The following is a 14,513-nucleotide window of genomic DNA, read 5'->3' as shown; positions in this document are numbered from 1 at the left end:
AGAATTATAGAGTAAAGTAGGATTCAAAAGCATTGTTGAAAATGCGGTGGTTATAAGTTATTTTCCTATTAAAATAATTAGTCTTTGTTCAAAATTTAAGATTGTTATTTTATTATATCTAGTAACTATTTATAATATTTAATAATTACTTGGTTTACTATTAAGGTGGTTATCTTACAAAATTGTAAGGTTATTTTAATTGACACTCGTATGTATAAGTAACTATACTGGTTACACGATGTTGGTGAGTATATTTAATAATCTCTATCTATAAGTGTATGTCCGAGGATTATTTTTAGAGTAATAGTTCGATTTAAAATTCATTATCCGTTATATAGTAATATAAACGAATTAATCTATTCTTTATTCAAGGTCGTATTATTTAAAGATTAATTATAAATGATATATTTACCAAATTGTAATAACTTGATAGAGGTGTTCATTTTGAAATACAAATTAATTGCTACAGGAATTCTTGCTGGAAGTTTATTATCCTACTCATCTAATACATTTGCAAATACTCATAAGTTCCCAGATGTTCCTGCATGGGCGGACAAATCCGTTAATTATTTAGTTGATAAACAGGTATTGAATGGCTATCCAGACGGAACTTTCGGTTCAAATGACTCATTAGACAGAGCTTCAGCTACAAAAATTATGACAAAAGTTTTAGATATACAAATTGACTCTAATGCAAAACCATCATTTACAGATTCACAAAACCACTGGGCTACTCCGTATATTGCTGCTGCTGAAAAAGCTGGTATTGTTAAAGGTGAGGGTAATGGAATCTTCAATCCATCCGGAAAAGTAACTCGCGCTGCTATGGCTACGATGCTAGTAAATGCATATAAACTACAAAGCACACCAAATCATAACGAGCAGGTTAAATTTGAAGATTTAAAAGGCCATTGGGGAGAAAAATATGCCAATATTTTAATCGGTTTGAAAATTTCTAATGGTACTGAGAACGGTTGGCAACCAAATAGATTTATAACACGTGCTGAAGCTGCTCAACTTACTGCAAAAACAGATATGATGCAACATCGTCCAAAAAACCCATTAGAAAGCAAAATAATCATTATTGATCCTGGACATGGTGGCGAAGATCCTGGGAAATCCACAAAGGGATTACCTGAAAGTAAGATTGTACTAGACACTTCTTTACGTCTACAACAATTACTTGAAAAGCATACACCATTTACAGTTTTATTAACTCGTCAATCTGATAATAGACCAGGACATGATCAAAAAAGTTCTTTACAGGAACGTGTTAAATTTGCTAAGAAAAATCAGGGTGATATCTTTATAAGCGTACATGCAAATGCTTTTAATGGTAATGCAAAAGGGACAGAAACATATTACTATAAATCTTCTAAATCCGAAAAAACAAATCCTCATGTGGAAGAAAGTCGTGTTTTAGCGGAAAAAATTCAAACACGTTTAGTAGAGGCACTTCAAACACGAGATAGAGGAGTTAAACATGGAGACCTTCATGTTATAAGAGAAAATGACATGCCAGCTGTGTTGACGGAACTGGCGTTTATAGATAATGGTATTGATTACAGTAAATTATCTACGGAAAATGGCAGACAAATTGCAGCAGAAGCCATTTATGAAGGAATTTTAGATTATTATGAATGGAAAGGAAATAATGTATCTGAATATAGGCTGTAATAAGTAATTGAAAATATAGTAATTCTCGAAATGAAGAATTCTATAATTTTTTTGCAGTTTTTTAAACAACAATTTTAAATTTGTATTTAAAATTGTTGTTTAAATCGTTATTTTATGTTTTAATAATGTTGATAATAGTTATCAATAATAGTGAGAGGAAGATTAGTGAAACATGTGTTTTTAGTTAGTGTCATAAAAGTTAATGAATTTCTATATTGTATGGCTATGAATCTATCTCTATTTTTGTGAACTAGAAATAATATATTTATATCTTTTAAATGTTTAAGAAGGAGTGGCTGTCTGTATGAAAAAAGCAAAAGAAATAGCTAAATGCGTTGCGGTAGCGTCCGTTATTATGTCTGGATCATTTGGTTTACAAGCAACATCTGCATTTGCAGATTCTAAAGGAACTGTAGAAAATCTTCAAAATGGTGGGAAGGTCTATAATAGTTTTAAAACTACTTATGACATGAAGCAGAATATCAAAAATTCAGTAAAAGTTTCTTTTATTGAGGATCCTTACGCAGATAAAAAGATTGCAATTGTTACCACTGATGGTAGTAATATAGATGCTAAATATACAATTAATAGCGGATACTATAACGCAGGTTTAAAATGGCCATCAGCCTATCATACTGAAGCAGAAATAACAAGTGGTGATAGTGCTCAATTCCATAAAGCTGCCCCAGTTAATACAATGACTTCAGCAAAGGTCACTTCTGAGGTAGGGTATACACTTGGTGGAAGTGTTAAAGTAGGAGTAAATGATAAAGGGCCAAATGCCGATGCAAGTATCACAGGTAGCTTTGCTTGGAAAGAAAGTGTATCTTATGATCAAGTAGATTATAAAACGGTATTAGAGACTCACACAGATAAAAAATTAAATTGGAAAGTAGGATTCCAATCATTTAATTTCCCAGAATGGGGAATTTATAATCGTGATTCATTCAATACTTTCTATGGTAATCAACTATTTATGAAATCACGTAGTTATAATGAAGGAACGAATAATTTTGTTTCAAAAGATACAGTACCAGCTTTAACAGGCTATGGTTTTTCTCCAAACGTAGTAGCGGTTATTACTGCTGATAAAACAGAAACTACATCAGATTTAAAAATAACAAATCGTAGAGTTTCAGATCAGTACAATATCGAATGGGTAAGTTCAAAATGGTGGGGAACAAATAATAAAGATACATATAATGAATTCTTTACGAACCACTATAAATTAGACTGGAAAAACCATCAAGTTACTCTTGATAACCAAAAAGCCCTTGAAGAACAAATGAATAGTATCAACAGCGTGAATGATAAACTTAACAAAGGAAAAGGGAAATTATCTCTTTCAATAAATGGAAATCAACTCAAAGCTACGTCTAGCAATGCTGGTTATGGTATCAGTTACGAAGATAAAAATTGGGGTATCTTTGTAAATGGTGAAAAGGTCTATACTTTTAATGAAAAATCAACTGTAGGCAATATATCTAATGATATTAACAAATTAAACATTAAAGGACCTTATATCGAGATTAAACAGATTTAGTCAGAAAATGATGGACGATTGATGGATAATTATCTCATCAAGATACGAGTATACTAGTTTATCCCGCATTAACGGGCAGCCCGATTGGTTCACCTAATAATCAGTGGTGGATGAACAAAACCCCCACTGATTAAAGTTTCACTTTATTTTAAATCTGTATAATGTAACGAAAGGACCAAAGTTTATCTATAAAATAAATAAACTTTGGTCCTTATTATGTTTTTATTCGCGCACGAAATTAAGATGAAATTAGATGTTTTTTGTCTATTCTTTTACTCAATTAGAAAAGAGCGTAAAGTAGTTGAAAGCTATTGATGCTACGCAAGGGGATATTGTTTAAAGTAATCAGAACCTCATCGGTTGTTAAGTTATCACTTTAAATATATAATTAAATTTCATTAAAAAGATACTCTATTCAAAGTCCTTATTGGGTTTTTGAAGTGAAATATATACTATTTGAGGTGTGTGAAATGGGGAAATCTCGAGAGCAGACGATGGAAAATATCTTAAAGGCTGCTAAGAAAAAATTTGGAGAGCGTGGCTACGAAGGTACGAGCATACAAGAAATTGCAAAAGAAGCGAAAGTGAATGTTGCTATGGCTTCTTACTATTTTAATGGGAAAGAAAACCTATATTATGAGGTATTTAAGAAATATGGCCTTGCTAATGAGCTACCCAATTTTCTTGAGAAGAATCAATTTGATCCTATCGATGCCCTTAGAGAATATTTAACGGTTTTTACTATACATATAAAAGAGAACCCTGAAATTGGATCGTTGGCATATGAGGAGATTATTAAGGAAAGTGCACGATTAGAAAAGATTAAACCGTATTTCATAGGTAATTTTGAACAGTTAAAAGAAATATTACAGGAGGGTGAAAAGCAAGAAGTTTTTCATTTCTTCTCCATAAATCATACGATACATTGGATCACTTCTATTGTTTTATTTCCAAAGTTTAAAAAGTTTATTGATTCTTTAGGGCCAAATGAAACGAATGATACAAATCATGAATGGATGCCAGAAGACTTAGTGGACAGAATTGTTACTGCATTAACAGATAAACCTAACGTGTAAATTATTCAGTGTATATGAATTCTATTATTACTATTTAAAGCCTAATTTCTCAATGTATTGTAGAGAAATTAGGCTTTTTTCAACACGTCATTAAAGTATTTATAATTCAATGACTCAATTTGCTGATTATATTTTCAAGTATTCGTTTTGAGCTACATAGATATAGTTTTTGTTGCAACTGTTTGTTGAAATGCTTTATCATGCTCAACAATAACCATTGTGGGATTAAATTGTTGAATAAGCTCTTCGATTTGCATACGGGAATAGATATCTATAAAATTTAGTGGTTCATCCCATATATATATATGAGCTTTTTCACATAAGCTTTTAGCGATAAGCAGTTTTTTCTTTTGTCCACCAGAATAATGAGATATATCTTTCTCAAATTGAATTCGGTCAAAGTCCATCTTACGTAGGATGGATTTAAATAAGGTCTCATCAATCTTGTGCTGTTCAATAAAGTCTGATAGCGATCCCCTTAAATGAGAAGTATCTTGTTGGACATAGGAAATGATGAGTCCTGTACTTAAAATAACTAAGCCTGTATGCTGTATCGGATGTCCTAGAATTAGTTTTAGGATACTACTTTTTCCGCTCCCATTCGTTCCATCAAGTACAATTCGGTCACCTTGTTCAACTATGAAGCTAATCGAATCATTCACAATTTGGTCATCGTACTTAACGGACACATCAACCAAAGTAATCAATTCATTTGATTTAAATTGTAATTGTTCCAATTTTAAGGACTCAGTTTTCTCCACATTTTTTAGTAATTTTGACTTTTCTTCAATAGCTTTTTGTTGTCTTGATTCAAGGTTTTTTGCTCTTTTCATCATCTTGGCTGCTTTATGACCTACAAACCCCTTATCCAACTTAGAGCCTGAATTCCTCGTTCCATTTTTTGAAGCTTCCACATCATGAGACCAACTTGCTGAACGCTTGGAAGACTGTTTTAATCTCCCTATGTCTTTTTGTAGACGCTCATTTGTAGCCTCTTCGTGCTCTTGCTGTCTATCAAAATTTAACTTCCAAGAAGAATAGTTACCACTCTGAACTTCAATATTTGCTCTATTTATAGATAGGATATGGTCAACGCACCCATCTAAAAAGATTCTGTCATGTGAAATTAAAATAAATCCTTTTTTCTTCCTTAGATAATCAGAGACTATCTTTCGTGCATCAGTATCTAAATGATTTGTTGGTTCATCAATTAATAGGAATTGGCCCTCATTTAAAAACAGTGCAGCAAGCAACACCTTTGTTTGTTCCCCATTTGATAATGTTTTAAATGGTCTGTATATGACCTCAGCATCAACATTTAAATAGGATATCTCACGCAGAAATTCCCAATCTTCTGCTTGGGGACAAATTTCTTCAAGGATTTCATGAGTGAATTTGTTCTTATCTGCAACAGAGTAGGGGAAGTAATTGAATTCTACCGAAGCAAGGATTTTCCCACCATACTCATAATTCCCTAACAATAAATTAAAGAATGTCGTTTTACCTCGTCCGTTTCTACCGATAAATCCTAGCTTCCAATCCGTATCTATTTGGAAGTTTACACTTTCAAAAATATTATCAAAGCTACCTGGGTATGAAAAAGTTAAATCTTGGACTTTTATCATTGACATAATAATTCCTCCTTTATATATCGAAACGTTTCGTATAAAGTCGGAACATCCATCCATTTTTTAATTGCTCTATATAAGTTTGATGGATATTAACGACTTATATAGAGCATTACATGTGTAACAATAGTGTCTGAAGTACTCATTTTTCTCGCTCCTTTATTTGTTAGGTACATTTAACAATTAATAAGTTCCAACTAACATAAACGGGAATAAAAAAATCCCCCAATTGTAATCGGAAGGATTAGTCTTTCGTCTATACTTAATAAGTACTTATTAATCATTTGAATCATGACAAATAAAGTATGAACTGAATTTTAAAAATGGATAGACTAACCCTATATTTTGTAGTTTGAAGTTATAAAATTCAACTTAAAATATAAATTAGTTAATCATTATTCATCCATCATTCCTTTCATAATTCTATTTTTAGAGTAACATTCTTTTTAGAGAGATGCAATATCAGCTTCAGCTTCACCTAATCCTAGATTATTTATAATTCTTTGAGTAAGGAGGAAAGATGAAATTGACATCAATCTAAGTTGTAACTATAATTGTTACAGTTAGTTTCGAAAACTAATTCGAATTTCTATGTTAAAGATAGTATATTTTCATTCCTTTTTAAGTGTGACAGTTAGCAACTAACTATAATTCAATAGAGGATTAGATTTTATCTCATATTTAAAGAGTAGATAAGTTGTACAATCCAAATTTACGATGCACAAATAATTGAAAAACTACATTTTTTAACTGATCCTTTTTGGAATCCTCAGTATTGGAAATTGTAAAAATCTACAAAAAGTTAATAAGACTGTTGTATGTAGAAAAAAATCTTTTAAAAAGGTCATAATATGGATAATAGGTAGCACACATTTTAATTAGTAGGAGTTGTGCCACTATCAAGACATTTCTTAATAAAAGTATAGAAAAAACTCAAGAAGGTGAGTCCATTGCGTAAACATGCATATGTGCAATTTTATGTATTGATATTGGCTTTAATAGCTTATATAAGCTTTTGCTGTATATTTTTATTTGTTCTTCCGAATCATTATTTCGTATCAGATTTTAATATCCGGCTATCATCTTTAGTTGTTGAAACTACTGTATTTATTTCATTACTGTATTCTATATTATCCAGAAAAATTAAGTTAGGAGTATTCTGGATTTGCATAATTATTGCGATAGGGTGTTTCCTGATAGGAAATTTCATATCTGCTTTTCAAGTACTTAATGTAGAATTACCAATCCAAAATTTTAGTATCTCTGATGTATTTTTGTTGTTTTTCTTATTTTTCTTTCTCTTTGCGTTTTTTTATAAAATTATGATGGAATGTAACAAATGGGAGAAAGCGTATTTACTTTGTGATTTATGCATTGTTGTTACTGCTATTTTTACATTAGAGTGGTACCTATTTAATAAACCTTCTGCAAATATCTTATTCTTTTCAATTGGAGATGTTTTTCTTTCATTTATTTTTCCGATTATAGATTTATTGCTTCTATTACTTGGAGTTACACTAATCTTTCGACCTGCTATTTTCAATGCAAAAAGTAAATTGTTTATTTTTATCCTAGTATTAACTGGATTGGCTATTACGGACTACTTATATTTTTACTTACAAGATGATTTGTCAGATCGTTCAGTTATATTATTAAGGTGTTTGTATAGAGTTTTCCTATTATTTATCGCTATTGCTGCTACAATTCCAAAGAATACTTCTTCTAAAAGAAATTATTTTATTGTCAATCCAACATTTGGAGAGAAACTTCTTGTCATATTTCCTTATCTTGCAGTTGCAGTCTTAATTGGCTTTACTTTGAAAGAACAAACTTCTTCAGCTACATTGATTACGGGAAATTGTATTGCTTTTGTATTTGTACTGATTCGTCATACAATTGTACGAATGCAAAACAAGGATTTAACCGAGGCCTTAAAAGTGTTTAATAATCAATTAGAACGAACAGTAATTCAAAGAACACGGGATTTAATAAACAAATCTAATGATTTGGTAAAAAATCAAGAGAGATTTAAGTCTTTATATGAGTATCATCCAGATCCTATTTTAACGATTGATTCAAATGGTATCGTATTAAATATAAACCAGGCTGGAAGTATGTTATTAGGAAAAGAAAGTGCTGCATTAATAGGGAAAGAGTGCTTCTCTATTTTTTTAGATGAAGATAAATCTGAATTGGAATCGGCTATAAAGAAAGGGAAACGATGTAGTTCATCTTCGTTACAGTTACGTGTGAAAAATAACAATGAGAAGGATATCCTCTTTTGGTATGTCACTATAGTTCCTATTATGATAGAAGGACAAACCTTTGGGAGTTATGTAATGGTAAAAGACATAACGAGGATGAAACAACAACAGGATGAGATAAATTATCTTGCATTCCATGATACGGTGACGGAGATTGGAAATCGTATATTCTTCCAACAAGAATTAGATAGATCCATTAAGCGTGCACAAAAAACACAGGATAAGTTCGGGCTCCTGTATATTGATTTAAATCGCTTTAAGACCATTAATGATACATTGGGTCATTCGATTGGTGACAGAGTTTTAAAAGAAGTTGCCAAACGTTTTAGGACATGTCTGTCACCGACTATTCCTCTAGCAAGAATAGGTGGAGATGAGTTTGCAATCATTGTCCATAACCAAACGGAGCAACAGCTATTGGATTTGTGTAAAACTCTATTTCGTATAACTGAAGAACCATTTGTAGTAAATCAGCATAGTTTTTACTTATCTCTTAGTATAGGAATAGCAGTGTATCCATTTGGAGGAATAAATACTACTACACTTTTACAACACGCTGATATCGCTATGTATAGCGCAAAGGAAAAAGGTAACAATGCTGTTTGTATGTATGACGAGACATTATCACAAAAAGTAACTCGTCGATTACGATTAGAACAGGATTTACCAAATGCAATTGAAAATAATGAGTTGTTTTTATTGTATCAACCACAAATTGATAGTAAGGCAGGTAAGGTTATTGGTGCAGAGGCTTTAATACGCTGGCAACATCCAGAGCTTGGGCTGATTTCTCCTTTTGAGTTTATACCTATCGCAGAAGAAACGGCGCAGATTATTTCAATTGGGAAGTGGACGTTACAGAAAGCGTGTCGACAACTGAAAGAATGGTATTCTGCGGGCTATTCAAATCTAAAGATGGGGATAAATTTATCAGCTATAGAGTTTGAACAGAAAGATTTTGTTCAAACAATGATATCTACCATAGAAGAGATAGGAGTACCTGCTAATTCAATTGATTTGGAATTAACAGAGCGAATAGCAATGGTAGATGAAAAAGAAACCTTATCGAAGTTAAAAGTATTAAAATCATATGGTGTACATTTATCAATTGACGATTTTGGTACAGGTTATTCTTCACTAGCGTATTTGCCTCTTTATCCAATTGATACTTTGAAAATTCCAAAAGAATTTGTTAATAGGATCGGAACTTTTACTGATGGAGATGAAATTATACAAACCATTATTTCACTTGCTCATACTTTAAACATGAAAGTGATAGCAGAAGGGGTAGAAACGAAAGAACAATTAACAGTGTTGCAACGTAATGCATGTTATCTAATTCAAGGCTATTACTACAGTAAACCTGTAAATGAAGATGAATTTATCGATTTTTTAAGTACAATGCAAAATGAATAAGTGAAAAATCAGTATCTGTATAAAGTAAAGTGAAAAGACGTTCTATCCATATGGATTTGAACGTCTTTCTTATGTTTATTTTCAGTAGTTATGCAGCAAGGTTTCAGCCTTTGAAAGTAAAATAAGTATCTATATTCCTGGTATTTTGGGCTAATGGGATATGAGATGAAAATTGCTTCTTGTGAAAACGCATTAGGGACAGCTTGTATATTCTTAAAGCAATTTGAAAAAGGATTAGCAGTTTGTATGGGATTAGGAAATGAAGAGTATGTATATCATTTCAATATTTTACGTTCTCTTAATGAAGATGAAGCAATTAAACTCTTAGAAGAAGTGAAAAAAGTATTTCTTGCTTCGAAAAGCAAGGTTTAGGGGATTTCGTAGAAGAATATGCAGATCTAAAAAAGGAAGAAATTATACAATAATCACATGCTATCATTTTTAATAGCTAATTAACAAAGGGACTCCAATTATGGAGTCCCTTTGTTAATGGGGTAATGCTCTGGTTTATCTAATTATAACAATATTTGTAAAAAGTGTAAAGGGGCCCTAGTTTGGAGGGAGAATTATTTAATCTTTTTTATTTAATAAAAGGGATAATATTTAGTTATCTGCGCTTCTTAATTATGTTTTCTATCACAATTTGAAGTGAATTTCATTTAATCTTATTTATTTTATAGGAATTATAAGGTATACTAAAAATAGGTGCAAAATGTACCATTTGAAAAAGAGTGCATTGCAAAAAGGGATCCGTAAAGGATTCCTTTTTTGTTTCTTTGAAAATGAAGCAATGTTCTAATTATCTCTTTCATTTTTATGAATGCGCTGTGATCTTATAAACTAAAAAGGAATTTTTGGGAAATTGCCATATTCCTGTAACAAAACAAAGGTATGTTATGTGTGTTAAATATAAAGAGAAAGAAGGAAAAGTTGTGAAAAAAATTTTGCCAATTGTTGCGTTATTAGGCATGATGAGTTTTGGAGTACAGGAAATGAATGTAAGAGCTGATACATACCACAAGGGCGATTCAAAAATTAGTTTTTGGGATTCGAAAAGAAAGGGTACTAATTTCATGAATAGTACGTCATTACCTGAAAACTATAAAAGTGCAAAAGAAGCTAATATTGAATATGTACGTTTAGCACCTGATAAATGGGCAAAAGATAAAGGTTTTCTATTTGAGGATAAACCAGATACTTATGGAAAGGATTTTCTGATAGGTAATGCAGATAACTATCAGGGATTAGTAAAGGAGGATTTAGAAAAATTAAAGGCGGATTTAGATGCCGCACAATCACAAGGAATGAAAGTTGTTCTTACAATGTTATCCTTACCTGGTGATCGATGGCGCCAATTTAATAATAACAAGAATGACGACAGAATATGGGAAGAAGAGAAGTATCAAGAACAAGCAAGTCAATTTTGGAAGGATCTTGCTCTGGAATTAAAAGATCACCCTGCGGTGGTTGGTTATAATATTATAAATGAACCACATCCAGAAACAGCTAAAAATAATAGATATAATGATTTTTGGACGGAAGATTATGAGAAATGGTATTCAAAAGTGAAGGGAACGACAGCCGATTTAAACAGATTGTATCAAAAAGTGATCAATTCCATTCGTGAAGTAGACCAGGAAACGCCGATTATTTTAGATTCAGGTTTATATGCTACTCCATGGGCCTTTAAATATTTAAAACCAGTAAATGATAAAAAAACACTATATGCATTTCATATGTATGAACCATATGAATTAACGAGTCAAGGTGAAAAACAAAACAAGGAGTATCAATATCCAGGATTAGTAAAAGTAGGAGATTTAGAGAAACCTGTAATGTGGAATAAGCAGGGATTAGAGAAATTTTTGAAGCCAATCCAACAATGGTCTAAGAAAAATCATGTATCATCTAATCGAATTATTGCAGAGGAGTTTGGAATTAACCGTACTGTTCCAGGAGCTACCCAATACATGCAAGATCTTATTTCTATCTTCAACCAAAAAGGTTGGCATAAATCATTCTATGCATTCCGTGAAGACACATGGACAGGGATGAATTATGAATTGGGAACCGGAAAAATAAAATGGGATGAAGAGGGTAAACCGATGCCTCAAGATAATTCACTCTGGGAAGTAATAAAAAACGATTTACAAGCACATAAATAGTTTAGAATATTTGTCCTAAGGACTAAAAGTAAGCATCTAATTCAAATGGAATTAGATGCTTTTTTTTCAAAAAAGGTGGAGACTTAAACAAATGTGGTTGCAATTGTATTAACCTTTAAAGTAAAAAAGTTTTATGAATTTTTCGTGAGATTTCAATCCTTATATGCTGAAAATTATTTACTTATTTCTCCAATTGGGTATATTTCTCCAATCGGATGGAAGTTTAGAATACAGAATCAAAACATAATAAGCTGTTATCGATGAGTTTATCGTAAAGTTGTTATTTAATGTGTCATCAAATAACATTTATATACAATAATAAATAAAGAAAAGGAGATATTTATGAAAAAATATAGAGTAATAGACACAACTTAAATAGTATGAATAGTTTAGAGTGTAAAAACATGAAGAAGAAAATAAAAAAATCCTTAAAAGTATTAAGGAAAAATGAGGAGATAATATGGGGAATAATTCAAAACATAAAACTAGAAAAATACTTGCAGCTACTGCTACAGTAACTATGCTTGCGACTGGAATGATGTCTTCATCAGATGTCTTTGCAGAGCAAAAGGAGCAGCAAAAAAAATTATCGACATCACTGCAAAGTGAAAAGTCAGTTAAATCAGAAAATAGAACATTTACAGTCCCAGGAAAAGGGGATGTTGAGGTATTAAAACAACAGGAAAGAAAAAGTATGGCATTTAGTCCGTATGAACCAACTGGTTTATATGCAAAGCCAAATGAACAAATAACGATTAATGTAGAAGGTAATCAAGATATTCAGGTATATATTGGAACGTATTCGTATGATGCTTCTTGGAGAGAAGATTCTAAGATAAAATCATTTACATTAAAACCTGGTATAAACACAATCCAATCTCCAAATGGGGGGCTGATTTATTTTTATAATAAACAGCAAGGTGGTACCATTCGAACAACAATCACAACAGGTGGAACGACTACGCCTTTCTTTGAACTAGGAAAGCATACGAAACAAGATTTAATAAACATGCTGGACCAATATCCTAATGCACATGCAGTGGAGTTAAAAGGCGAACGTGTATTAATTACGGCCAGCCCTGAACGTGTTAAGAAATATTTGTTGGGTTCTAATACAGATCCTGTACAACTCTTAAAAAAGATGGATGAAGCTACTCGAATTCAAGACAAAGTAGCTGGATTATCTGAAGAACAAGTAGATAAACATTATGTTCATTACGTAGAAGAAAATCATTCTCCTGATTATTATATGTATGCAACTTCTTATCGAACAGCATATGTAGGAGATGCAATCCAATACGTGTTAGATATTAATAAATTTATAACAGATGGCTGGGGCCCTTGGCATGAGGCAGGACATTTGAGACAACAATCGCCCTGGAAGTTTTATAATATGACAGAAGTACAAAATAATATATACAGCCTTTCTGTAGAAAAAGCATTTAATCAACCATCCAACTTAGAGAAAAGTGGAATTTATCCAAAAGCATTTCAATATCTAGAGCAAGTGAATAAAAATTATGATGAAATTAGCGATGTTTTTGTAAAGCTTGTTATGCTTTGGCAACTACAGTTAGCGTATGGAGAGGATTTCTATCCTAAATTGCATCAATTGTATAGAGACATGCCTTCAAGTGAACTTCCACAAACTGATGAAAATAAAAAACAATTATTTATGATTTCAGCATCAAAAGTAGCCAAACAAAATTTGATTCCTTTCTTTGAGAAGTGGGGATTACGTCCAAATAACGATACCATTCAAAAAGTAGCTGCATTAGGATATCCAATTTTAACAGCAGAGATTTGGAAGGGTACGGATGCTAATCCAATTAAACCAGATATGCCTAATGTAAATAATATATTAGAAGGAAACCAGTTTGCATGGTCGCTGAAAGGAATTGGAGATTTTGAATTCGCAAAAGTAAATTTAAATAAATCAACAGAAGAAATGCAAATTGATCTAAAAGCAGGTGTACCACATAACTACTTTAATAGTACATATGCAAGTATTAAAGTGCAAAACACATCAGGTAAAGTAGTATATAACAAGGAGTTTTATGGGAATAAACAGCAAAATGCTGGAACACAAAAAGTTTCAGTAAAGACCGGCGATTTTATTGAGCTTACACATTTAGAAGGCGGAGAGAGGGCAACATTAATAAATTTAGATAATAATAAACGTGAAAGTCTTGATAAAAAAGTAATGTATGAAGTTACAAAGGATGGCCTGAAAAAAGTAAATCAAATTGTTAATCCGAAACCAGATACAGAAGCTCCCACACAGCCACAAGGATTATATGCAAACAATCTTACTTCTAACAGTGTAGAGCTAAAATGGAATCCTTCTACAGATAATATAGGTGTAAAAGAATATCAGGTATTACGTGATGGACAATTGATTCAAACCGTACAAGGAACGACATTTATTGATCAAAACTTAACAGCTAATAAGGAATATAAATATGCAGTGAAGGCTGTAGATGCAGCTGGAAATACATCAATTCAAAGTGAAATTCTTCCGGTAAAAACCAAAGATCAAAATGTATCTTATGAAAAATGGGATCCAAAGAAGGCATATACAAAGGGCGATAAAGTAGAACATCAAGGGACGGTGTATGAAGCGGTTCAAAATCATCAAGGAAATGGTGACCCGAATTGGATATTTGCGTTATCTTTATGGAAACCACTTACAATCAAATAACATGTAAGAATCAGATGTGAAGATAGAACAACATAAAATTGGG

The 14,513-nt window shown here is 31.9% G+C and carries 8 protein-coding genes; 7 read left to right on the top strand and 1 reads right to left on the bottom strand.

The genetic code is table 11. The features are described from left to right. Window positions 1–444: 444 nt before the first annotated feature. The 3 genes from CQ064_RS18450 (at window position 445) to hlyIIR (ending at window position 4,296) form a co-directional block, all read left to right on the top strand. Window positions 445–1,677 (top strand): N-acetylmuramoyl-L-alanine amidase, encoded by a 1,233-nt coding sequence (locus tag CQ064_RS18450; RefSeq protein WP_000875658.1) that lies wholly within the window; start codon window positions 445–447, stop codon window positions 1,675–1,677. Window positions 1,678–1,981: 304 nt separating this feature from the next. Further along, entirely contained in the window at window positions 1,982–3,220 is a 1,239-nt protein-coding gene (gene hlyII, locus CQ064_RS18445; RefSeq protein WP_000709369.1) for a hemolysin II HlyII, read from the top strand. 470 nt (window positions 3,221–3,690) lie between these two features. Beyond that, window positions 3,691–4,296, top strand: a complete 606-nt coding sequence (gene hlyIIR / locus CQ064_RS18440) for a hemolysin II regulator HlyIIR (protein WP_000520481.1) — start codon at window positions 3,691–3,693, stop codon at window positions 4,294–4,296. Between the two features lie 152 nt (window positions 4,297–4,448). On the opposite strand, the gene CQ064_RS18435 is transcribed toward hlyIIR, so the two are convergent. Beyond that, the gene (locus CQ064_RS18435) at window positions 4,449–5,927 is read right to left on the bottom strand and encodes an Lsa family ABC-F type ribosomal protection protein (RefSeq protein WP_000061791.1); all 1,479 of its coding nucleotides are present in this window, start codon (window positions 5,925–5,927) and stop codon (window positions 4,449–4,451) included. A gap of 947 nt (window positions 5,928–6,874) precedes the next feature. Here CQ064_RS18435 and CQ064_RS18430 point away from each other — a divergent pair. From CQ064_RS18430 to CQ064_RS18415, 4 genes are all read left to right on the top strand, one after another. Further along, a complete protein-coding gene (locus CQ064_RS18430) occupies window positions 6,875–9,604 on the top strand; it encodes a sensor domain-containing protein (RefSeq protein ID WP_001225479.1) in 2,730 nt (909 codons plus the stop codon). Between the two features lie 153 nt (window positions 9,605–9,757). Beyond that, window positions 9,758–9,976 carry a hypothetical protein gene (locus tag CQ064_RS18425; RefSeq protein WP_003271145.1) on the top strand — a complete coding sequence of 73 codons (219 nt, stop codon included), beginning with the start codon at window positions 9,758–9,760 and terminating at the stop codon, window positions 9,974–9,976. A 524-nt stretch (window positions 9,977–10,500) separates the two neighbouring features. After that, entirely contained in the window at window positions 10,501–11,769 is a 1,269-nt protein-coding gene (locus CQ064_RS18420) for a glycoside hydrolase family 5 protein (RefSeq protein WP_014482097.1), read from the top strand. 460 nt (window positions 11,770–12,229) lie between these two features. Next, complete coding sequence (locus tag CQ064_RS18415; protein ID WP_000527917.1) at window positions 12,230–14,470, top strand: M60 family metallopeptidase; 2,241 nt, start codon at window positions 12,230–12,232, stop codon at window positions 14,468–14,470. Window positions 14,471–14,513: the final 43 nt, after the last annotated feature.

This window comes from Bacillus sp. MYb78 (genome assembly GCF_002975115.1).
GTDB lineage: Bacteria > Bacillota > Bacilli > Bacillales > Bacillaceae_G > Bacillus_A > Bacillus_A cereus.
This window is presented reverse-complemented; position numbering and strand designations above follow the sequence as displayed.